We start from the raw sequence: 21581 nt of genomic DNA on the forward strand, positions 1-21581 counted from the left end.
CCCAGCTTATTGATCCCAAAGGGGATCAGGTAAACTGCCAGAAGGCCCCGCATCTGCCGGGGCCTTTTTTCGTTTCATCATCGGAGTGAAAGCGTGAAACAAACCCAACGACATCTGGAGATCCTGGAGGTCCTGACGCGGCAGGGATTTGTCTCGACCGACGATCTGGTGAGCCATTTTGACGTCAGTCCCCAGACCATTCGCCGGGATCTGAACGATCTCGCCGAACAGAACAAGATCCGGCGCCATCACGGTGGTGCCTCTTTGCATTCGAGCACGGTCAATACCGCCTACAGTGCCCGCAAGGTGATGCAGCTCAAGGAGAAAGAGCGTATCGCGCGGGAAGTGGCGGCCAATATTCCCGACGGCTCCTCCCTCTTTATCGACATCGGCACGACCACCGAGGCCATCGCCCGCGCCCTGCTCGATCACCGTGAGCTGCGCATCGTCACCAACAACCTCAACGTGGCCAGCATACTGACCGCCAAGGATGACTTCACCGTCATCATCGCCGGGGGCGAGATCCGCAACCGGGATGGCGGCATAGTGGGGGAGGCGACCCGCGACTTCATCGGCCAGTTTCGCATGGATTATGGCGTCATCGGCATCTCGGGCATCGACAGCGATGGCTCCCTGCTCGATTTCGACTATCACGAGGTGAAGATTGCCCAGGCCATCATTGCCCACTCCCGTCAGGTGTTCCTGGCCGCCGACCACACCAAGTTCGGTCGCAATGCCATGGTCAACCTCGGCAACCTCAGCCAGGTTCACGCCCTCTTCACCGATCAGGAGCCGCCGGAGAAGCTGGTGCGGCTGATGGCGCAGCACCAGATCGCCTGCCATATCTGCTGATCATCGTCGGCAGATATCACTATTAGCCGCCCATTCGGGCGGCTTTTCTATTTTTATATCCCTTAATGGCTAGTTTTCACCAGGGCTGCGCTACTCCCTGTCCGGCAGCGCATCATTGGTGAGCGTGTCATGCCATATTTGCCACTTTCCGTGGGATGGTGCGATCACACTTTCGCCATAAAATGTTCGTTTGTTGGTTTTTCATGTTCTAAAATGAGCGAAATCAAACATTGCTGCCATAGCAATCATAAAAATGAAAGTAGGTGAACATGAGCGAACATTATGATCTGGTCGTCGTCGGCGGCGGCATCAACGGCGTCGGCATCGCGGCCGATGCGGCGGGGCGTGGGCTGAAGGTGGCGCTGTTTGAAGCGCAGGATCTCGCCTCGGCCACCTCCTCCAACTCCAGCAAGCTGATCCACGGCGGCCTGCGCTATCTCGAACATTATGAATTCCGGCTGGTGAAAGAGGCGCTGGCGGAGCGGGAGGTGCTGCTCGGCATGGCGCCCCATATCGCGCGCCCCATGCGTTTTCGCCTGCCCCATCGCCCGCACCTGCGCCCGGCCTGGATGATCCGTGCCGGCCTCTTTCTCTATGACAATCTGGCCAAGCGCGACAAGCTCAAGGGCAGCAGCGGCGTGCGCTTCCTGCCGCAAGATGGCTTGACCGCCGGCATCAGCAAGGGGTTTGAATATTCCGACGCCTGGGTCGATGACGCCCGCCTGGTGGTGCTCAACGCCATGATGGCCCGGGACAAGGGCGCCGACGTGCAGACCCGTACCCGCTGCGTCAAGGCGGTGCGCGGATCCAAACACTGGACCCTGACCCTGGAGCGGGAAGGGGGCGAGCAGTTCACCGTCTCCTGCCGCGGTCTGGTCAATGCGGCCGGCCCCTGGGTCAAAACCTTCTATGACGAGAGCCTGCACGAGGCATCCCCGCGCGGTATTCGCCTCATCAAAGGCAGCCATATCGTGGTGCCGCGCATCCATGAGCGCGAAGAGGCCTACATCCTGCAAAACGAGGACAACCGCATCGTCTTCGTCATTCCCTACCAGCAGGATTACTCCCTCATCGGCACCACGGACGTGGAGCACCACGGCAGCCCGCGCGAGGCCAGGATCAGCGACGCCGAAGTCAACTACCTGTGCAAAGTGGTCAACGCCCACTTCACCCGCCAGATTGCCCCGAAAGATGTCCTCTGGACCTATGCCGGGGTGCGCCCGCTGTGCGATGACGAATCCGACTCGCCCCAGGCGGTGACCCGCGACTACACGCTGGAGCTCTCCGGCGAGTCCGACGGTGCGCCACTGCTCTCGGTGTTTGGTGGCAAGCTCACCACCTATCGCAAGCTGGCCCAGGCCGCTTGCAACAAGCTCAAGCCCTGGTTCAACCAGATGGGCGAGGACTGGACCGCCAGCAGCCGCCTGCCCGGCGGCGAGTTCGACTGCACGGTACGCGAACTGGCGCGCGCCTATGCGCTCGAATTCGACTGGCTCGATGATCGCAGTGCCCTGCGCATCGCTGAAGCCTATGGCAGCCATGCCCGCCTCTGGCTGAAAGAGGAGCGTGGCCAGCACTTTGGTGCCGGATTGTATGAATCCGAGGTGCGCTATCTCATCGAGCGCGAGTGGGCCTTTACCCTGGAAGATATCCTGTGGCGCCGCAGCAAGCTGGGGCTGCGCCTCTCCGACGCCGAACAGCAGCAACTGCAAGCCTGGTTGGCGCAACATCATCACGCCTTGCCCAAGGCAAGCTGATGAAAAAGCGGGCTGCTGCCAGGCAGCCCGCCCTAAAACTGCAATAAACCTCTGATAGAACAACTACCTACACAATAATAAAGAGCATCACATATGAAAAAATTCGCTATTTCCCTCATTGCGTTGGGCCTTGGGGCCTCCCTGTCATTGCCTGCGCTGGCCGTCGATGAAGGCAAGGTGGTGATCGCTCACCGCGGCGCCTCCGGTTACCTGCCCGAACACACCCTGGCGTCCAAGGCCATGGCCTACGCCATGGGAGTGGACTACCTCGAGCAGGATCTGGTGATGACCAAGGATGACCAGCTGGTGGTGATGCACGATCACTTCCTCGACGGCATTACTGACGTGGCCGAGCGCTTCCCCGGCCGGGCCCGCCCGGATGGCCGCTACTATGTAGTGGACTTCACCCTGGACGAGGTGCGCTCCCTGCGCATGACCGAGCCGTTCCAGCTGGTGGATGGCAAGCAGGTCCCCGTTTATCCCGCCCGCTTCCCGCTCTGGAAGTCCAACTTCAAGATCCACACCTTCCAGGAAGAGATCGAGATGATCCAGGGCATGAACAAGAGCACCGGCAAGAACGTCGGCATCTATCCGGAGATCAAGGCCCCCTGGCTGTTTCGCCACGAAGGCAAGGACATCTCCAAGGCAGTGCTGAAGGTGCTCAAGGAGTACGGCTACACCACCAAGGATGACAAGGTCTATCTGCAATGCTTCGATGCCAACGAGCTCAAGCGCATCAACAGCGAGCTGATGCCTGCCATGGGGATGGATCTCAAGCTGGTGCAGCTGATGGCCGAGACCGACTGGAACGAGACCATGGTCTATGACGCCAAGGGCAAGGCTACCCCCTATGACTACGACTGGATGTTCAAACCGGGCGCCATGAAGACCATCGCCTCCTATGCCGAAGGGATTGGTCCCTGGAAGCCGATGGTGGTGACCGAGCCGGGTACTCCTGGCAAGCCGGACTTCACCAACATGGTGAAAGAGGCCCATGCCGCCGGTCTCAAGGTGCATCCTTATACCTTCCGTCAGGATGAGGGACAGATCCCCGCCTATGCCAAGGACTTCACCGATCTCCTGAACATCTTCCTTTATCAGGCGGATGTGGACGGGGTGTTCAGCGACTTCCCGGACAAGGCGGTGGCCGTCATCCAGGCCCATGAGACGGCTAAAAAATAGTGAAAAAAGAGTAAGTTGGTGCATGGCGAGGTCAGTTGGCCTCGCCTTTTTCATGACATTCCCGCAACGGGCGTGTGCACCATGTCAGAAAATAACCAGATAGCGTCATTGTGTGCCGGTTCCTGCGAGATTTGCGGCGCAGAGCGCTGGCATGAAATCGGCAGAGCGGTTAGTCTAGCGGCGTTGAACCAACCCCAAGAGGTACAGATGAAAACCGTACTGCGTTTTAGCCTGCTGGGCGCCTTGTTGCTGGGCGGCCATGCCGTCGCTGCCGAGCCGAAAAAATTTGATATCAGCATGTTCCCGGCCGCTGACGTGAATCAGGAACGTGTGGTGATCCGCCTGCCCGAAGTCGAAAAAGAAGCCGACATGATGGTCGAGCTGCAGGTTGGCAAGAAGATGATGGTGGATTGCAACGTGCCACGTTTTGCCGGCAATCTGGAACAGCACAGCGTCAAGGGCTGGGGCTACAACTACCTGGTGCTGGGCAAGGTATCCGACCCCATCAGCACCCTGATGGCCTGCCCGGATGGACAGAAGAAGGAGTCTTTCGTTCAGGTATATGGCCAGGGCTTCTTTGTGAACTACAACTCCAAGCTGCCATTCGTCATCTATGTGCCCCAGGAATATGAAGTGCGCTATCGTCTGTGGCGTGCCGACAACCTGGCTCAACCGGCCATGATCGAGTAACTCGCTCTGCAGCCCTGCGACACGAGTTGACTCGCGATAAAAACAAAGCGCCATATGGCGCTTTGTTTTTATCTGTCGCGGTGACAAATCGGCCTGTCAGGATGACATCGTTTTGGCATAAGCCCGTTATTTATCAATGATTTTTTCTTGTTTTGAGACGAAATCATCAATAGAGTCGGGATAAATCGACATCAATAAAAATTTTTTATTAACATAGTGAAAAAATTGATTTTGCACTCGGCGATGGCCTGATGATACTTGCCCGCAAAGGTCAAACTAACCAGAAAAAAAGAGCACTATGAGCTTCGAATCAGACAAGCGTTTCAACGACTTCAAACATTTTCCCCGTGGCCTGCGTCGCAGTGGTGAATTCACTGTGGCCGAAGCGGACAGTCTGGAAAAGTACGGTACCGCCATGCTGGCACTCTATCAGGGCAACCTGGCCCCTCGTGACGAGGTTGAGTCTGCCTTCATCGAGCAGGTCAAATCCGGCGCTGCCGGTGCCAACCCCCATGCCAAGGTGTGGTTCAAGTACCTCAAGGTGATCGGTCCCAAGCGTGTTCATCGTCTCTGCACTGTTGTGGGTGGTGCCAGCGAAGAGAGCAGCGGTGGTGGCAGCTTTGACGTGGGCGGCGGCGGTGGCAGTGACGAGTCCATCGATTAATGGATACCGAGCTGCTTCGGACCTTCATTGAGGTAAGCAAGACCCGGCACTTTGGCCGGGCTGCCGAAAATCTTTACCTGACCCAGTCGGCGGTGAGTTTCAGGATCCGCCAACTCGAACAGCAACTCGGTGTCAGCCTGTTTGCCCGCCATCGCAACAATATTCGTCTGACCGCTTCCGGTGAGCGTCTGCTGCCTTATGCAGACGCCATCTTGCATACCCTGGGTCGTGCCAAGCAGGATGTGGCCCTCTCCCCCGGATTCAGCCAGCAGCTGGCTATCGGGGCGCCGGCGGTGTTCTGGGAGCTCGACTTCAACGACTGGCTCAACCACATCTATGCTCTGGCCCCCGGGCTTGCAGTGCGCCTGGAAACGGCTTCGCGCGAGCACCTCTGCCGGCAGCTGCTGGAGCGCTCCCTCGATCTGGCGCTGCTATCCGAGCCCACCAAGATCGACGAGATCGCCCTGCATCCCATCGGCGAGCTGGTGTTCGAGCTGGTGAGCCGGGAGCCGGCGGCCAATGCCGACAACCTGATCCAGATGCCTCATATTCATCTGGATTGGGGCACCAGTTTCGAGCCGCAGCCGAGCCGTCTGCAGAGTCTGCAAAAGACGCCTGTGCTGCATTCGAGCTCCGCCAGCATGGCGCTGCAGTTCGTGCTGGCCAATGGTGGCGCTGCCTATCTGCCGCGGCGGATGGTGAGCCCCTATCTGGAGAAAGGGGCCCTGCATCTGGTGGAAGAGGCGCAGCCCCTGAGCCGCCCCCTCTATCTCGCCTACCTGGAAAAATCCGATCGGCGGGAGCTCATCGATCAGCTGCTGGCGCTGCCGCTTGGCTGGCATGAAGCCGATCTGCGCCTGAACGAACCTCAATAAGCCCGTCGAACTCATAAAAAACCCGCCTGCAGGCGGGTTTTTTGTTTGGGGCAAGGGTTGCCGGCTTCCTGGATGGGGAGGGTGGTGTCGGGCCTATTCTTGCTGCCAGCCTTCCCTTGTTCATGCGCTGAGTCACGGATTGCCCCGACCGGGCTTGGCCGGGGCTCACAAGATCAGTTAATTTCCGGCTCTCGTTGCGACACAGGGATGGAGTGCAAGTGATCGATTTTCGTCACCCCGAATGGCGGGAGCTGGCCCGGCAGCTGCTGGAACACTCGCCCTTGGCGATCCGGGGCCGCCAATGGCAGCCGTTGGTGGGCCTGCTCAGGGACAACCAGCTGTTGCTGGCCCTAGGCAATCACCACTATGAGCTGACGCCGGCGGGACGACGCTATCTGACCCGTGAGCTGATGCTGGCGGAGATCGCCACGGCGCCACCGGCCCCCGAGGAGTGGCTGCACGCCCAGGGGTGGCAGCTGGGGGAGCTGGTCAACGAGCAGGTGCTGGCAGCGCTATATCGCAAGTCTGGGGCGGGGTTCAGTCCGGTCGAGCAGATCGACTTCGAGGACAAGGGGATCCGGCTCTGCAGCGATCAGCTGCTGCGCCTGCGCGCCTCTGCCCCCTTCAGCCTGTTTTTCAGTGGCGGTACCCTGCTCGATGCCGCGCCCTGGTTGCAGACCCTGGGGGAGGTGGCCCTGCCGGAGCGCACCCTCGCCGGGCTTGGCAAGATCCTGTGGGGGGAAGGAGAGCTCTTGCGGGTGATCAGCACGGATTGCATCGGCGCTTTTGCCGAACTTCCCCTCGCGGATGGCACTCTGCTGGTGTGGGCGCCGGCCATGGCACATTCGGCCCTGCAACAAATCGTGGCGGCCCTGCCGCCCAATGTGCAGTGGAGCCATCTCACCGCCCTCGACCCCGCCGGGGTGGATCGGGTCCAGGCGCTGGCCCAGCGTCTCGGGCGTCCGGCCAGCTGGTGGTTGCCCGTTTCCCTCTCTCCCATCATGGCTGCCTATGGCCAGCCGCTGACGGAGAGTCGGCCCTGGGAGACGAGCCGTCTGCCCAGATCTTTGTTGGCAGTTTGTAGCGCTTTGGTTGAATCCAATGGTGGTTTGTCTGCCGAAGTGTGCGCGCTGGCCTCCAGCTGGCATGCCGTCGGCTGAAATCGCCGCACGGATGGGCTAAAAAGCGGTTTTCCCTCCTTGAACGCAGTGATATAAAGAGCTGACGAAGCGCTCGCAGGATGGGCGCTTTTGTTTGCCACCATGCTTTGCCATCCAAGCCATCAACGGAATACAGGGAATACCATGTTTGAAAAGGTTGTTGCCGCCCCAGCGGATCCGATCCTGGGCCTGACCGAAGCCTTCCGCGCTGACACTCGCAGCCACAAGATCAATCTGGGCGTAGGGATCTACAAGGATGAGACCGGTGCCACCCCTATCCTTCATTGCGTCAAGCGAGCCGAACAGAAGCTCTTGACCGACGAGAAGACCAAGAATTACCTCGGTATTGAAGGCAATATCGAGTACGGCCGCATCGTGCAGCAGCTGCTGTTCGGGCAGGACTCCCCACTGGTCAACAGTGGCCGCGCCAAGACTGCCCAGGCACCGGGTGGTACCGGTGCCCTGCGCATCGCCGCCGAGTTCGTGGTGCGCAACAATCTCGCCAAGACCGTCTGGATCTCCGATCCCACCTGGGCCAACCACGTCAGCGTGTTCCAGGCAGCGGGCCTGACCGTCAAGTGGTACAAGTACTACGATGCAGCGACCAAGGGGCTGGATTTTGCCGCCATGCAGGCGTCGCTGGCCGAGGCACAAGCCGGCGATCTGGTGTTGCTGCACGGCTGCTGCCACAACCCGACCGGTATCGACCCGACAGCTGATCAGTGGCGCGCCCTGGCCAAACAAAGTGCCGCCGCCGGCTGGCTGCCGCTGTTTGACTTTGCCTATCAGGGTTTTGCCCGTGGTATCGAGGAGGACGCCGAGGGTCTGCGCATCTTCGCCGAGTGCCACGACGAGCTGCTGGTGGCGAGCTCTTTCTCCAAGAACTTCGGCCTCTACAACGAGCGGGTTGGCGCTTTCACCCTGGTCAGCGCGACCAAGGAGATCGCCGAGGTGGCCTTCACCCAGGTCAAGACTGTCATTCGTGCCAACTACTCCAACCCGCCGTCACACGGTGCGGCCGTGGTCACCGCCGTGGTGAGCGATCCGGCCCTCTATGCCGAGTGGGTGGAAGAAGTGGCCGCCATGCGGGTGCGCATTCGCGAGATGCGCGAGCTGCTGGTGGAAAAACTGGCTGCCCGTGGCGTAAACCAGGATTTCGGTTTCATTCGTGAGCAGAATGGCATGTTCTCCTTCTCCGGCCTCAGCAAGGATCAGGTTGAGCGCCTCAAGAGCGAGTTCGCCATCTACATCGTTGGCTCCGGCCGGATCAGCGTGGCCGGGATCACCCGTGCCAACATCGATCCCCTGTGCGATGCCATCGCCAAGGTGCTGTGACAAATTAGTCGTGATGGCGCCAGGCCAGACAAAAGCCCGCCGGGGAGACCCGGCGGGCTTTTTTGTATCCGTCGCTTTTGGTGGCGTCAGCGTCGCCGTTTGCTGCCCCCCAAGAGAGAGCCGAGCACCCCGCGTACCAGCTGGCGTCCCACTTCGTTGCCTATGGTGCGGGCCACGCTCTTGGCGGCGGTCTGTACCACGCCGTCATGCTGGCCACCACGGGGACCGGTGCGGCCAAACAACATCTCGTTCAGGGCATCGAGCAGCCCGCCTTCCCTGCTGGATGACGGCTCGCTGCCTTGTTCGCTTGTGGTTGTCACCTTGTCCCCGTTGAGACGCTCGAAGGCGGATTCGCGATCCTCCGGCGTCTCGTAGCGGCCATGCAGCAATGAGCCCTGGATCAGGTGCTGTCGCTCTGCCTCGCTCAGGGGCCCGATCCGGCTGGCCGGCGGGGCAATAAAGGCACGCTCCACCACGCCGGGGCGGCCCTTCTCGTCGAGCAGGGAGATGAGTGCCTCGCCGACCCCGAGTTCGGTGATGACGCCGGCGGCATCGAAGGCCGGATTGGCGCGCAGGGTATTGGCGGCGATCCGCACCGCCTTCTGATCGCTCGGGGTAAAGGCGCGCAGGGCGTGCTGCACCCGGTTGCCGAGTTGCCCCAGCACGCTGTCGGGAATGTCGGCCGGACTCTGGGTGACGAAGTAGACGCCCACTCCTTTCGAGCGGATGAGCCGTACCACCAGCTCGATCTTCTCCAGCAGCGCCCTGGGGGCATCGTTGAACAAGAGGTGAGCCTCATCGAAGAAAAAGACCAGCACCGGCTTGTCCGGATCGCCCACTTCCGGCAACTGCTCGAACAGCTCCGAGAGCAGCCAGAGCAGGAAGCAGGCATAGAGGCGGCTGGAGTGGGTCAGCTTGCCCGCCGCCAGCACATTGATATGACCGTGACCCGCCTCGTCGGTCTGCAGCAGATCCTGAATGTCCAGCATGGGTTCGCCGAAGAAATGATCGCCACCGGCGCTCTCCAGGGTCAGCAGGTTGCGCAAAATGGCCCCGATGGAGGCGGTGGAGACGTTGCCGTAACGGGTGGTGAGGGATTTGGCATTCTCCCCGGCAAACTGAACCATGGCTCGCAAGTCCTTGAGATCCAGCAGCAACAGCCCCTCGTCGTCCGCCACCTTGAACACCAGCTCCAGCACCCCGCTCTGGGTATCGTTGAGACCGAGCAGGCGGGAGAGCAGCAAAGGCCCCATGTCGGAGACGGTGGCCCGCACCGGATGCCCCTGCTCGGCAAAGAGATCCCAGAACAGGGTCGGGCTCGCGGCAAAGTTGGGGGCTGAAATGCCGAGCTGGGCCAGCCTGGCATCCAGCTTGGCCGAGCCAGCACCGGCGGCGCCAAGGCCGCTCAAATCCCCCTTCACATCGGCGAGAAACACCGGTACCCCGAGGCGGGAGAAGCCCTCCGCCAGCACTTGCAGGGTGACCGTCTTGCCAGTGCCGGTTGCCCCCGTGATGAGACCGTGGCGATTGGCCATGGAGGGCAGCAGGGTGAGGGGCTTGCCATCGGCATAGGCCAGGATCAGCGGGTCGGCCATGGTGGCCTCCTTGTTTCGGATTGTGTGCAGGAAACAACGGCTTACAAGGAGTGTGGCGGGAGAGTCAGATGAAGGCAAGACGGGCCATGGCGGCCCGTCTGCGGCACGGAATGACGGCGGCTGGTGTTAGCGCGGAGCCAACTTCTGTTTCAGTTGCAGTGCCAGCAGGGTCAGCAGGCCCCCGAGCAGGGCGGTGATGATGGCCAGCAGCAGGCTGCCGAGCAGGAAGGGAGGCACCAGGGTGGCCGCCTCCTGCTCCATCCAGTGGAGCGTCCAGGTGAGATGGAAGGGCTCCGGCGGCTGGCTTAGCACCAGACAGCCGGTGCGATAGGCGTAAAGATACATGAAGGGCAGAGTCAACGGATTGTTGAACCAGACTGCCAGCAGGGCTAGCGGCAGATTGAGGCGAAAGGCCAGCGCCAGCGCGACGGCGATCAGCGAATGCATGGGGATGGGAAACCAGCAGGCAAAGATGCCTGCGGCCACGGCACCGCAGAGTGCCCGGGGTTGGGTCTGCCAGAGCGCCGGGTTGAGCAGGCGCTCACCAAACAGGGCAAACCACTTCTGCTGGCGCAGGGTGTCCGGGTTTATCTTGAAGCGCTCAAACCAGCCGTTCAGCATGCCCGCGCCACCTTGCGTTTTTGCCACTGACGCACCGTGCTGATCCGCCAGAAGGTGCGGATCAGGGCATAACCAATCAGGGAACTCAGCAGTGCCAGCACCAGGGAGCCCAGCAGCAGCGGCGGGGCCACGGTTTCAAAGACCGAGACCAGCCAGACCCAGGTGAATTCGATGTCGATGGGTTGGGCGTGCTGGCCCAGCAGTTGGCAGCCGGTCAGGTAGGCGCCATAAAACAGTGGCGGCATGGTAATGGGATTGGAGAGCCAGACCAGGGCCACCGAAAGGGGCAGGTTGACCCGAAACAGGATGGCGCCCCCGGCGGCCAGCAGCATCTGGCAAGGGAGGGGCACCCAGGCCATGAAGAGGCCCACCGCAAAGGCCCCCGCGGCGGAGCGCCGGTTGAGATGCCAGAGGTTGGCATCGAGCAGCAGCTTGCCAAACAGGCGCAAGTGCTTGTGTTCTTTCAGGCTTTGCTGATCGGGCATCCAGCGCTGTATGAGTCGTTTGGGCATATCGTAACCTTGCTAAATACTTGCTCCATGGATCTGCGTCTGTTGTCGTTTGCCCTGGGGGCAAGCTCCTCACTGCTCTGGCCATGGTTACCTTCATTCGCATGGGGGGGACTCTTGCTGTCCCTGCTGCTTCCCCTTGCATATTATCGTGCCTGGCGGCTGCTGTTTCTCCTGTTCGGCATCCTCTGGATGCAGGCCAATCTGTCGTGTCGACTGGCCTGGCTGAACCTGCTGGGAGATCAGGCGAGCCACATCATAACCGCACAGCTGAAAAGTGCAGAGCCCGAGGGCGATAAATTTGTGCGCCTGCAGCTGCAGGTGGAACAACTCGACGGCCAACCGCTCTGGCCCGCGCCTCTGGTGCGAGTCAATGCCTACCAGGCGCTGCCTGCGTTGACGGCGGGCAGCCGGCTGACCCTGGTCAGCTCCCTCAAACCGGCACACGGGCTTGCCAACGAGGCGGGGATGGACGGTCGTCGCTTGCTGCTGGGCAAGGGGATCACCGCCACCGGCAATTTGCGACGGATCATCGACATTCAGCCGGTGGCACCTGGTTGGCGCGAACGCTGGCTGGCGGCGGCCGAGACAAGTTGGCGCCCGCTCACCCATGGCCCTCTGCTGGCGGCGCTCACCTTTGGCGAGCAAGGCGGGATTACGGATGAGCAGTGGACCCTGTTTCGCGGCAGCGGCATCACTCACATCATTGCTATTTCGGGTCAGCATATCGCACTGGTGGCCGTGCTGGGCTGGTGGCTTGGCCGCCTGTTCGGGCTGCGCGGCGCCATCCTCACGTCATTGCTGTTTGCGGCGACTTACAGCTGGCTGGCGGGCTTTGCGGTGGCGACCGAGCGGGCACTCATCATGGTGCTGGTGTGGAGCCTGCTGCGTTGGTGCCGGCGGGAGTGGCCCGCCTATCGTATCTGGTTGTGGGCTTTCGTGGTGCTGGTGTTGTGGGATCCGTTCGCCCTCTACTCGGCGGGGTTCTGGCTCTCGTTTCTGGCGGTGGCCATCTTGCTACTGATGGGCTATTGCCATGCCCGCCCCGGGCTTTGGCAGATCCAGCTCTGGTTGCTGCTCGGTCTGCTACCCCTGCAGTTGGCGCTGTTCGAGGGCATAGCGCCGCTGGCCATGGTGATCAACCTGCTGGCGGTGCCGCTCTTTTGCATCGCCATCATACCGCTGGCCCTGATCGGGGTGCTGCTTGCGCCGCTTGCTGCCCCATTGGCTTACGGACTGTTCTGGCTGGCGGATCTTGGGCTCGAGTGGGTGCTGAGTCTGCTGGCCTGGCTGGCGGCCCGGTTGCAACTGTGGTGGCCGCTGCCCCACTGGTGGCTGCCCCTGTGTACCTTGTTGCTGCTGCTCTGGGCGGGTTGGCGATGGCCTCCGGCCCGCTGGTTCTGGTTGCCCGGCGTACTGGCCATGGTGCTGACACTCTGGCCCACCGAGGCGCGTTGGCAGCTGCGGGTGCTGGACGTGGGACAGGGGTTGGCGGTGCTGATCAGCAAGGGGGATCGGGCCATCCTTTATGACACGGGCGATCGCTACCCGGGCGGTTACAACATGGCGGATGCGGTGATCCTGCCCCAGCTGAGCCGGCTCGGGATCCGGGTCATCGATCGCCTCATCCTCAGCCACAAGGACAGGGATCATGCCGGTAACCGCCAGCGATTGCTCACCACCCTGATGGTACGCGGCGAGCTCTCTTCCCATCGGTTCGACGAACGAACGTCGCTTTGCCAGCGGGGTCAGCAGTGGCGCTGGCAGGGGCTCGATTTCTCTGTGCTCTGGCCAGAACATCCCGGGGGCGGGCGCAACAACGATGGCTGCGTGGTGCGTATCCGCGACGGGCACGCCAGCGTGCTGCTGAGCGCGGACATTGAACGCCAGGCGGAGCAGCGGCTGGTAGCGCTGGAAGGGGAGGGGCTTGCCAGCACCCTGCTGGTGAGTCCGCACCATGGCAGCCGCACCTCTTCCACGCCGCCCTTTGTCGCGGTGGTCGCTCCTCGCTACGTCGTGCACAGCGCAGGCTTCATGAACCAGTGGGGGTTTCCCCGCCCCGAAGTGGTGGCGCGCTATCGGGCCGCCCGCCAGTGGGTTACGGGGCTGCATGGTGCCATCCTGATCCAGCCTGAGGGAGAAGGCTTGATGGTCAGTGCCGAGCGCAGCCGGGGCCCCTGGTATCGGCGTGATGGCGCCTGGTGGCGACCCGGGCTCTGGCCTGCGCCCTGATCCGCTTTTTATCGTGCCAGGCCCTTTATCGAGATGGGGATGCTTGGTGGAAGCCCAAGCTTTGGCTAGAATAGCCCGTCATTTCCATTACTAACGGCTATTCATGCAACAAGAAACCTCACAAGAGAGCTGGCCAGTATTCAAACGCCTGCTCGGCTATGTTCGAGATCGCAAGCTGGGCCTCATTGGCGGCATCATCGGCATGCTGGGTTATGCCGCGGTCGATACCACCTTCGTCTACTCCATCAAGCCGCTTATCGATCAGGGGATTAATGGCAACGATGCCACCGTGCTGAAATGGATGCCCTTCTTCGTGCTCGGCATCGTCGCCCTGCGCGGTCTCGCCAACTTTCTCTCCAACTACTGCATGGCCTGGGTCGGCAACCACGTGGTAATGCGCCTGCAGCAGCAGGTGTTCAATCACATGGTGGCGATGCCGATGAGCTTCTTCGACCGGCAGAACACCGGTCACCTGCTCTCCAAAGTGACCTATGATGCGAGCCAGGTCTCCTCGGCCGCGAGTACCACCTTGGTGACCCTGGTGCGGGAAGGGGCGACCGTCATTGGCCTGCTCGGCCTGATGTTCTATCACTCCTGGCAGCTGTCGGTGATCTTCCTGGTGGTGGGGCCGCTGGTGGGCATCATCATCGGCCTCATCAGCCGTCGTTTTCGCAAGATCAGCCGCCATATCCAGCAGGCGGTCGGAGACATCACCACCTCCACCGAGCAGATGCTCAAGGGGCATAAAGAGGTGCTGATGTTCGGTGGCCAGAAGGTGGAGGAGAAACGCTTCTTCCAGGTCAGCAACAACATGCGCCAGCAGACCATGAAGATGGTGGCGGCGGATGCCATCGGCAGCCCCATCGTCCAGATGGTTGCCTCCATCGCCCTGGCCGCCTTCCTCTATGTGGCGACTATCGACAGCGTGCGCAGCGAGCTGACTGCCGGTACCTTTACCGTCATGATCACCTCCATGATGATGCTGCTCAAGCCGCTGAAAAGCCTGACCGACGTCAACAACCAGTTCCAGCGCGCCATCACCGCCTGCCACAGCCTGTTTGGCCTGCTCGATACCGAGCCGGAGCAGGATACCGGCACCCGTACTCTGGAGCGTGCCCGCGGCGAAATCGAGTTTCGCAACGTCACCTTTACCTATCCGACCAAGGACACTCCGGCGCTGCACAACGTCAGCTTCAAGGTGGAGGCGGGTAAATCCGTGGCCCTGGTGGGGCGCTCCGGCTCCGGCAAGAGCACCATTGCCAGCCTGCTGACCCGCTTCTATGACATCGAGCAGGGGGAGATCCTGCTGGACGGCATCAACATCCGCGAGTACCAACTGAGCGAGCTGCGCAAGCAGTACGCCCTGGTCTCCCAGCATGTCCACCTGTTCAACGATTCGGTGGCCAACAACATCGCCTACGCGGCGGAGGACCGCTACAGCAGCGACGAGATCCGCCAGGCGGCCCGCATCGCTCACGCCGACGAGTTTGTCAGCAAGATGCCGCAAGGTTACGACACTGTGGTCGGTGAGAACGGTGCGTCCCTCTCCGGCGGCCAGCGTCAGCGTATCGCCATCGCCCGCGCCCTGTTGCGCGATGCTCCGGTATTGCTGCTGGACGAAGCGACCTCGGCGCTGGATACCGAATCCGAGCGCCATATCCAGGCCGCCATCGACGAGCTATGCAAGGCGCGTACTTCCCTGGTGATCGCCCACCGCCTCTCCACCATCGAGAAGGCGGACGAGATCCTGGTGATCGACGAGGGTCATATCGTCGAGCGCGGCAACCACGATGCCCTGATGGCCCAGCAAGGCACCTATGCCCAGCTGCGCGCCATCCAGTTTGGCAACCAGGCTGCGGGTCACAAGGAGTGATGGAGCAACTCTGGTATGGCAAAAGCGGTTGGCGCTGGTGGCTGGCTCCTTTTGCCCTGCTGTTTGCCATCATCAGCGGTGCCCGCCGCTACGCCTACCGACGTGGCTGGCGCAAGGCCTATCGGGCCGGCGTTCCCGTCATCGTGGTGGGCAATATCTCTGTGGGGGGCAACGGCAAGACCCCGGTGGTGATCTGGCTGGTGGAACAGTTGCAGGCGCGCGGTTACAAGCCAGGGGTGGTGAGTCGCGGTTATGGCGGCAAGGCGCCCCATTACCCCTACCGGCTTGATGCTGCCAGCACCACGGCGCAGGCTGGCGATGAGCCTGTCCTGATTGCCCGGCGCTGCGGCTGCCCCGTGGTGGTGGCCCCCAAGCGGGCCGATGCGGTCAGGCTGCTCGAGCAAAGCGGCGAGGTGGACATCATCATCACCGACGATGGCCTGCAGCACTATGCGCTGGCCCGCGACATCGAGCTGGTGGTGGTGGATGGCGCGCGCCGATTTGGCAATCGCTGCCTGCTGCCCATGGGGCCGCTGCGCGAACCGGTGACTCGCTTGAAGCGTGTGGATGCCATCATCTGCAATGGTGGCGAGCCGGCCAAAGGGGAGTATCCCATGAGCCTGATCGCCGATGGGCCGAGACGGGTGTGCGACGATGCCCCGCTTGCCGACCCTCTGCCGCGCGCCGTGGATGCCCTGGCGGGTATCGGCCATCCTCCCCGTTTCTTTGCGACCCTGACCGGGCTTGGCTATGAGCTGCAACAGAGCGTCGGCTATGCGGATCACCATCCGTTTGATCGCGATGAACTTGTCGCCCGTTTTGGTCAACGCCCCCTGTTGATGACGGAAAAAGATGCGGTCAAGTGCCGCCCGTTTGCCCGGGACAACTGGTGGTATCTGCCGGTGAGCGCCCAACTGCCCGCCTCCTTGCTGGACACCTTGCTGCAAAAGCTGGCTCAGGCCAAGTCGGCAACAGTCGCTGCTACCGGCGCCAGAGAATAAACGGCAGGCTTGCTCTGCCCCTGAATGGATTATCACCTTGTCCGGCATCTTCCCTGGCCGGGCAAGGCGCTTGCTCGACACATTGTTTGCCGGGCCTATCTGCTCGACATTGTTGAAGGAGTATCGTTTTGGCATTGGATATCAAATTGCTCGACATCATTGCTTGCCCTGTCTGCAAGGGGAAACTGCAATACAACAAGGCTGTCCATGAGCTGGTCTGTCGCTTCGACAAGCTGGCTTATCCGCTGGAGGAGGGGATCCCCGTGCTGCTGGAAAACCGCGCCCGTCCCCTCAACAGCGACGAGCTGCCATCATGAGCTTCGTGGTCGTGATCCCTGCCCGCTACGCCTCGACCCGCTTGCCGGGCAAGCCGCTGGCGGATATCCATGGCAAGCCCATGGTGCAACATGTGGTGGAGAAGGCGCTGCAATCCGGCGCCGAGCGGGTGATCGTCGCCACCGATGACGAGCGGGTGGCACAGGCGCTGGCACCTGTCGCGGCAGGCATGGGCGCCGAAGTGTGCATGACATCACCGGATCATCAGTCCGGTACCGAGCGCCTCGCCGAGGTGTGCCGCCACTACGGTTTTGCTGCCGATACCATCATCGTCAACGTTCAGGGGGATGAGCCGCTCATCCCGCCCGCCATCATCCGTCAGGTGGCTGATAACCTGGCCGCCGCGACGGCGCCGATGGCGACTCTCTCTGTGCCCATCAAGGATGCGGAGGAGGCATTCAACCCCAATGCGGTCAAGGTGGTCACCGACAAGGATGGCTACGCCCTCTACTTCAGCCGGGCCAGCATTCCCTGGGATCGGGACCGTTTCGCCCAAAGTCACGAGCAGATTGGTCCGCACTATCAGCGCCACATCGGCATCTACGCCTATCGCGCCGGTTTCATTCAGCGTTATGTGGACTGGGCGCCGAGTGCACTGGAGCAGGTAGAAGCGCTGGAGCAGCTGAGGGTGCTCTGGTACGGCGAGAAGATCCACGTCGCCCAGGCCCTCGAGGCGCCGCCGGTCGGGGTGGATACCCCGGCGGATCTGGAGAAGGTGCGTGCTTTCCTGGCCAGCTGAATGCGTTGCCAGCAAAATGGAAAAACGGTGTCGCGAGACACCGTTTTTTGTTTTGATTATTTATATAATTATTTGATTTAAAACGCCATTAATGCACATTCTCAAACTTTTGGCCTGCGTAGTTTGCCAAAGCGACGAGTTTGGTTATGATGCAAGACGCCCTGTTAACCCTAACCGGGCGGCAATAACGAGATAAGAACGGGGTGTTTGGGTGATAAATGTATTCCTGGTCGATGATCATGAGCTGGTGCGTACAGGGATAAGACGCATTCTGGAAGATGTGCGCGGGATCAAGGTGGTGGGCGAGGCACAGAGCGGGGAAACCGCGGTGGCATTTTGTCGTCAGCACCATCCGGATGTGATCCTGATGGACATGAACATGCCGGGTATTGGCGGCCTGGAGGCGACCCGCAAGATCCTGCGGATCCGCCCCGATGTGCGCATCATAGTGCTGACCATTCATTCAGAAAATCCGTTCCCCACCAAGGTGATGCAGGCGGGGGCCGCCGGTTATCTGACCAAGGGGGCCGCACCTGACGAGATGATCCAGGCGATCCGGCTGGTGCACTCGGGCCAGCGCTACATCTCCCCGGAGATCGCCCAGCAGATGGCCCTCAGCCAGTTTGCCTCGGCGGACGAGAACCCCTTCAAGTCCCTCTCCGAGCGGGAGCTGCAGATCATGATGATGATCACCAAGGGGCAGAAGGTGACCGATATTTCCGAACAGCTCAACCTGAGCCCGAAGACGGTCAACAGTTACCGTTACCGCTTGTTCAGCAAGCTGGGCATCAATGGTGATGTGGAGCTGACCCATCTGGCCATTCGCTATGGCATGCTGGATGCCGATACCCTGTAACCGGGTCATGTGTGGTCACAAAGGCGGCGTGTGCCGCCTTTTGCTTTTTGCCACCCTGGCGCAGTATGCTCTCCCCGTTGATGTTCACTGCACCTGTTTTCGCCCCTTTGTATTGAGTCGAGTCACCGATGTCCCTATCTTCCGAGCCCCTCTTTGACAGCAAGGCCTTCTTGCGCGCAGTGACCCACCAGAGCGGCGTATATCGCATGTACGACAGCGGTGGCACCGTCATCTATGTGGGCAAGGCCAAGGATCTGAAAAAGCGGCTTGCCTCCTACTTTCGGGCCAACGTCGACAGCATCAAGACCCGCACCCTGGTGCGCCAGATCGCCGATATTCAGGTGACTGTGACCCACACCGAGACCGAGGCACTGATCCTCGAGCACAACCTCATCAAGCAGTATCAGCCGCGCTACAACGTGCTGCTGCGCGATGACAAATCCTATCCCTGGATCATCATCACCGCTCATCAGCACCCGCGCATCGGGGTTCATCGTGGTGCCCGCAAGGTGAAGGGGGACTATTTCGGTCCTTACCCCTCCGGCGGGGCGGTGCGCGAGAGCCTGCACCTGATGCAGAAAATCTTTCCGGTACGCCAGTGCGAAGATGCCGTCTATGCCAACCGCACCCGTCCCTGCCTGCTCTACCAGCTCAAACGCTGCGCCGGACCCTGTGTGCCCGGACTGGTGAGTGAGGCCGAATATGCCCAACAGGTGGAGCTGGCCAAGTTGTTTTTGGCGGGCAAGAACCAGCAGGTGATAGGCGAGCTGGTAGGCAAGATGGAGTCCGCCAGCGGCGATCTGCGCTTCGAGGAGGCCGCCCGCTACCGGGATCAGATCCAGGCGCTGCGCCGGGTCACCGAGCAGCAATCTGTGAGCGGCAACGTGCTGGACGAGCTCGATGTGGTGGGGGTCGCCTTCGAGCAGGGCTCGGCCTGTATCCACGTGCTCTTCATCCGTCAGGGCAAGGTGCTGGGCTCGCGAAGTTATTTCCCCAAGGTGCCGGGGGATACGCCGCAAGAGGAGGTGGTGCAGGCCTTCTTGCTGCAGTTTTATCTGTCGGGGCAGGGGGGACGGCAGATCCCGAGCGAGGTACTGCTGGATGTGGCCCTTGAGGACGAGGCGCTGATCGCCGAGACCTTAAGCCAGACTGCTGGCTACAAGGTGCGGGTGGTGAGCCGTACCCGCGCCGAGCGGGCCCGCTTTATCAAGCTGGCCGCCATCAATGCCGAGACGGCCCTGCGCTCGCGCCTGGCCCACAAGAGCACCATCACCGCCCGCTTCAGCCAGCTGGAGGAGCTACTGGAGCTGGAGGCCTCCATCGCCCGCATGGAGTGCTTCGATATCTCTCACACCATGGGGGAGCGCACTGTCGCTTCTTGTGTGGTGTTCAACCGGGAGGGGCCCCTCTCTTCCGAATATCGCCGCTTCAATATCGACGGCATCACGGGTGGGGATGACTATGCCGCCATGGAGCAGGCGCTGGAGCGCCGCTTTGGCAAGCCTCAGGAGCCGGACAAGGTGCCCGACATCCTCTTTATCGACGGCGGCCTCGGCCAGTTGCGCCGCGCCGAGGAGATCCTGGCTCGCCAGCTGGAGTTTCTCGGTGGCAAATACCCCTTGCTGGTGGGTATCGCCAAGGGGGTGACCCGCAAGGCAGGGCTGGAGACCCTGATCATGGGGGAGAGCCACGAAGAGCTGCACCTGCCGGCGGATATGCCTGCCCTGCATCTCATCCAGCATATTCGCGATGAATCCCACCGTTTTGCCATCACCGGGCACCGCGCTCGCCGCGCCAAGGCTCGCACCAGCAGCAGCCTGGAGGATATTCCCGGCGTCGGGCCCAAGCGCCGTCAGGCGCTGCTCAAATACCTGGGGGGGCTGCAGGAGGTGAAACGGGCGAGCGTTGATGAGCTGGCCAAGGTGCCCGGCATCAGCCAGGAGCTGGCCCAGACCATTCATGATGGCTTGCACTCAGCCTGAGCCTTGAATGAAGCCGCTTATTCGACGGGGTCGACAGCCGGGGAAAATCGCTAACTCCTTGATGCACAAGAGCCGTGACGAAGAGGGGGCGTAAATGCCATAATGACCCCGCATTTCGTGAAGATTGCTGGGTTAACAAGACCAGGACGGGCGCCGCCGCGGTTGCATCGCAAATCGGCTTTGGCGCACTATGTAGCGACGTACAAGAAGTGGCTGAAAATAATGACAAACATACCTAACCTGTTGACGTTTTTCCGGATTTTGCTCATCCCCGTCTTCGTCATCATGTTCTATCTTCCCTACCAGTGGTCCTATCTGGCTGCGGCCATCGTCTTCATCCTGGCGGCCGCCACCGACTGGTTTGATGGTTACCTCGCCCGCAAGCTCAATCAGTCCACTGCCTTTGGTGCTTTTCTTGATCCGGTCGCCGACAAGATCATGGTTGCCGCTGCTCTGGTGGTGATTGTCGAGCACTACAACACCATCTGGGTGACCATCCCCGCCATGACCATGATTGGTCGGGAGATCATCATCTCCGCCCTGCGTGAATGGATGGCGGAGCTGGGCAAACGTTCTGCCGTCGCGGTCAGCTGGATTGGCAAGTGGAAGACCATGATCCAGATGGTGTCGCTCACCGGCCTTATCTGGCAGTACAACGTCTGGATGGTGTGGCTCGCCTATGTGCTGCTCTATGTCGCCACCGTGCTTACCTTCTGGTCCATGTTCCAGTACATGAAGGCCGCCTGGGGCGATCTGACCCATCACTCCAGATTTTGAGCCGGTGAGATGGAATGTGCGCTTTCTGGCAATTTGATGGAAGAAATTGGCAAAGGCGCTAAAACTGCTCAAAAAGGGCAAAAAATGCCCGAACGATCAGTTAATTAAATATTTCTGGTTGACTGAGCGAGGAACATCGCTAGAATGCGTCTTCGTAGTCAGGCAGTCAGCCGGACCAATGCGGGAATAGCTCAGTTGGTAGAGCACGACCTTGCCAAGGTCGGGGTCGCGAGTTCGAGTCTCGTTTCCCGCTCCAAATTCAGACAATAGAGAGTCTTCTCTCTTTTGCATGGCGCGTTAGCAAAGCGGTTATGCAGCGGATTGCAAATCCGTTTAGTCCGGTTCGACTCCGGAACGTGCCTCCATATTGACAAGCCCGCGACGCGGACTTGATACCGATTGCGGTGCCCGAGTGGTGAAATCGGTAGACACAAGGGATTTAAAATCCCTCGACGTTCGCGTCGTGCCGGTTCGATTCCGGCCTCGGGCACCATTAAAATCAAAGACTTACGAAGGCCACTAGCGATAGTGGCCTTTTTGTTTTT

The 21581-nt window shown here is 60.9% G+C and carries 19 protein-coding genes and 3 tRNA genes; 19 read left to right on the plus strand and 3 right to left on the minus strand.

Annotated features, from left to right (window positions below; translation table 11 throughout):
- The first annotated feature begins 93 nt into the window (after positions 1-93).
- From BN1123_RS17720 to BN1123_RS17755, 8 genes are all read left to right on the plus strand, one after another.
- A complete protein-coding gene (locus BN1123_RS17720) occupies positions 94-852 on the plus strand; it encodes a DeoR/GlpR family transcriptional regulator (protein WP_026456932.1) in 759 nt (252 codons plus the stop codon).
- 269 nt (positions 853-1121) lie between these two features.
- Entirely contained in the window at positions 1122-2609 is a 1488-nt protein-coding gene (gene glpD / locus BN1123_RS17725) for a glycerol-3-phosphate dehydrogenase (protein WP_042028654.1), read from the plus strand.
- 93 nt (positions 2610-2702) lie between these two features.
- Positions 2703-3791, plus strand: coding sequence for a glycerophosphodiester phosphodiesterase (gene glpQ / locus BN1123_RS17730; protein ID WP_042028656.1), 1089 nt, complete (start codon positions 2703-2705; stop codon positions 3789-3791).
- A 207-nt stretch (positions 3792-3998) separates the two neighbouring features.
- On the plus strand, positions 3999-4481 hold the full coding sequence (eco, locus tag BN1123_RS17735; protein ID WP_026457944.1) for a serine protease inhibitor ecotin: 483 nt from the start codon (positions 3999-4001) through the stop codon (positions 4479-4481).
- Between the two features lie 298 nt (positions 4482-4779).
- Positions 4780-5145, plus strand: coding sequence for a MaoP family protein (locus BN1123_RS17740; protein ID WP_042028657.1), 366 nt, complete (start codon positions 4780-4782; stop codon positions 5143-5145).
- Positions 5145-6020, plus strand: a complete 876-nt coding sequence (hdfR, locus tag BN1123_RS17745; RefSeq protein WP_026457942.1) for an HTH-type transcriptional regulator HdfR — start codon at positions 5145-5147, stop codon at positions 6018-6020. Before BN1123_RS17740 ends, hdfR begins: the two co-directional genes overlap by 1 nt.
- A gap of 218 nt (positions 6021-6238) precedes the next feature.
- On the plus strand, positions 6239-7180 hold the full coding sequence (locus BN1123_RS17750; protein WP_042028659.1) for a hypothetical protein: 942 nt from the start codon (positions 6239-6241) through the stop codon (positions 7178-7180).
- Positions 7181-7324: 144 nt separating this feature from the next.
- Positions 7325-8515, plus strand: coding sequence for an amino acid aminotransferase (locus BN1123_RS17755; RefSeq protein ID WP_042028660.1), 1191 nt, complete (start codon positions 7325-7327; stop codon positions 8513-8515).
- Positions 8516-8601: 86 nt separating this feature from the next.
- Here BN1123_RS17755 and BN1123_RS17760 read toward each other — a convergent pair whose 3' ends face one another.
- The 3 genes from BN1123_RS17760 to BN1123_RS17770 form a co-directional block, all read right to left on the minus strand.
- Positions 8602-10110: a helicase HerA-like domain-containing protein gene (locus BN1123_RS17760; RefSeq protein ID WP_042028661.1), complete on the minus strand. Its 1509-nt coding sequence runs from the start codon at positions 10108-10110 to the stop codon at positions 8602-8604.
- Positions 10111-10236: 126 nt separating this feature from the next.
- The gene (locus BN1123_RS17765; protein WP_042028662.1) at positions 10237-10731 is read right to left on the minus strand and encodes a DUF2062 domain-containing protein; all 495 of its coding nucleotides are present in this window, start codon (positions 10729-10731) and stop codon (positions 10237-10239) included.
- Positions 10725-11243 (minus strand): DUF2062 domain-containing protein, encoded by a 519-nt coding sequence (locus tag BN1123_RS17770; protein ID WP_042028664.1) that lies wholly within the window; start codon positions 11241-11243, stop codon positions 10725-10727. The genes BN1123_RS17765 and BN1123_RS17770 overlap by 7 nt, the downstream gene beginning before the upstream one ends.
- 27 nt (positions 11244-11270) lie before the next feature.
- Here BN1123_RS17770 and BN1123_RS17775 point away from each other — a divergent pair, with 27 nt between their 5' ends.
- The 11 genes from BN1123_RS17775 to BN1123_RS17825 all read left to right on the plus strand — a co-directional run bounded on the left by BN1123_RS17775 (position 11271) and on the right by BN1123_RS17825 (position 21529).
- Entirely contained in the window at positions 11271-13472 is a 2202-nt protein-coding gene (locus tag BN1123_RS17775; RefSeq protein WP_042028666.1) for a DNA internalization-related competence protein ComEC/Rec2, read from the plus strand.
- A 103-nt stretch (positions 13473-13575) separates the two neighbouring features.
- Positions 13576-15345 carry a lipid A ABC transporter ATP-binding protein/permease MsbA gene (gene msbA, locus BN1123_RS17780; protein ID WP_042028667.1) on the plus strand — a complete coding sequence of 590 codons (1770 nt, stop codon included), beginning with the start codon at positions 13576-13578 and terminating at the stop codon, positions 15343-15345.
- Complete coding sequence (gene lpxK, locus BN1123_RS17785) at positions 15342-16346, plus strand: tetraacyldisaccharide 4'-kinase (RefSeq protein WP_042028668.1); 1005 nt, start codon at positions 15342-15344, stop codon at positions 16344-16346. The genes msbA and lpxK overlap by 4 nt, the downstream gene beginning before the upstream one ends.
- A 128-nt stretch (positions 16347-16474) precedes the next feature.
- Positions 16475-16663 (plus strand): Trm112 family protein, encoded by a 189-nt coding sequence (locus BN1123_RS17790; protein WP_026457119.1) that lies wholly within the window; start codon positions 16475-16477, stop codon positions 16661-16663.
- Positions 16660-17421, plus strand: coding sequence for a 3-deoxy-manno-octulosonate cytidylyltransferase (gene kdsB / locus BN1123_RS17795; RefSeq protein WP_042028670.1), 762 nt, complete (start codon positions 16660-16662; stop codon positions 17419-17421). Before BN1123_RS17790 ends, kdsB begins: the two co-directional genes overlap by 4 nt.
- 211 nt (positions 17422-17632) lie before the next feature.
- Complete coding sequence (gene uvrY / locus BN1123_RS17800; RefSeq protein WP_026457117.1) at positions 17633-18277, plus strand: UvrY/SirA/GacA family response regulator transcription factor; 645 nt, start codon at positions 17633-17635, stop codon at positions 18275-18277.
- A gap of 128 nt (positions 18278-18405) precedes the next feature.
- The gene (uvrC, locus tag BN1123_RS17805; protein ID WP_042028672.1) at positions 18406-20259 is read left to right on the plus strand and encodes an excinuclease ABC subunit UvrC; all 1854 of its coding nucleotides are present in this window, start codon (positions 18406-18408) and stop codon (positions 20257-20259) included.
- A gap of 222 nt (positions 20260-20481) precedes the next feature.
- On the plus strand, positions 20482-21036 hold the full coding sequence (pgsA, locus tag BN1123_RS17810) for a CDP-diacylglycerol--glycerol-3-phosphate 3-phosphatidyltransferase (RefSeq protein ID WP_026457115.1): 555 nt from the start codon (positions 20482-20484) through the stop codon (positions 21034-21036).
- Positions 21037-21216: 180 nt separating this feature from the next.
- Positions 21217-21292, plus strand: a tRNA-Gly gene (locus BN1123_RS17815).
- Positions 21293-21327: 35 nt separating this feature from the next.
- Positions 21328-21401: transfer RNA gene (locus BN1123_RS17820), tRNA-Cys, on the plus strand.
- 41 nt (positions 21402-21442) lie between these two features.
- Positions 21443-21529: transfer RNA gene (locus BN1123_RS17825), tRNA-Leu, on the plus strand.
- Positions 21530-21581 lie beyond the last annotated feature (52 nt).

Origin of the sequence: Aeromonas enteropelogenes (genome assembly GCF_000819845.1) — a bacterium.
In the GTDB taxonomy this organism is placed as follows: Bacteria; Pseudomonadota; Gammaproteobacteria; order Enterobacterales; family Aeromonadaceae; genus Aeromonas; species Aeromonas enteropelogenes.

Excerpts from the sequence above, each read along its gene's own strand:
- glpD (WP_042028654.1), top strand. The coding sequence starts at position 1,122 with ATGAGCGAACATTATGATCTGGTCGTCGTCGGCGGCGGCATCAACGGC.
- glpQ (WP_042028656.1), top strand. The coding sequence starts at position 2,703 with ATGAAAAAATTCGCTATTTCCCTCATTGCGTTGGGCCTTGGGGCCTCC.
- eco (WP_026457944.1), top strand. The coding sequence starts at position 3,999 with ATGAAAACCGTACTGCGTTTTAGCCTGCTGGGCGCCTTGTTGCTGGGC.
- BN1123_RS17740 (WP_042028657.1), top strand. The coding sequence starts at position 4,780 with ATGAGCTTCGAATCAGACAAGCGTTTCAACGACTTCAAACATTTTCCC.
- hdfR (WP_026457942.1), top strand. The coding sequence starts at position 5,145 with ATGGATACCGAGCTGCTTCGGACCTTCATTGAGGTAAGCAAGACCCGG.
- BN1123_RS17755 (WP_042028660.1), top strand. The coding sequence starts at position 7,325 with ATGTTTGAAAAGGTTGTTGCCGCCCCAGCGGATCCGATCCTGGGCCTG.
- BN1123_RS17760 (WP_042028661.1), bottom strand. The coding sequence starts at position 10,110 with ATGGCCGACCCGCTGATCCTGGCCTATGCCGATGGCAAGCCCCTCACC.
- BN1123_RS17765 (WP_042028662.1), bottom strand. The coding sequence starts at position 10,731 with ATGCTGAACGGCTGGTTTGAGCGCTTCAAGATAAACCCGGACACCCTG.
- BN1123_RS17770 (WP_042028664.1), bottom strand. The coding sequence starts at position 11,243 with ATGCCCAAACGACTCATACAGCGCTGGATGCCCGATCAGCAAAGCCTG.
- BN1123_RS17775 (WP_042028666.1), top strand. The coding sequence starts at position 11,271 with ATGGATCTGCGTCTGTTGTCGTTTGCCCTGGGGGCAAGCTCCTCACTG.
- msbA (WP_042028667.1), top strand. The coding sequence starts at position 13,576 with ATGCAACAAGAAACCTCACAAGAGAGCTGGCCAGTATTCAAACGCCTG.
- kdsB (WP_042028670.1), top strand. The coding sequence starts at position 16,660 with ATGAGCTTCGTGGTCGTGATCCCTGCCCGCTACGCCTCGACCCGCTTG.
- uvrC (WP_042028672.1), top strand. The coding sequence starts at position 18,406 with ATGTCCCTATCTTCCGAGCCCCTCTTTGACAGCAAGGCCTTCTTGCGC.
- pgsA (WP_026457115.1), top strand. The coding sequence starts at position 20,482 with ATGACAAACATACCTAACCTGTTGACGTTTTTCCGGATTTTGCTCATC.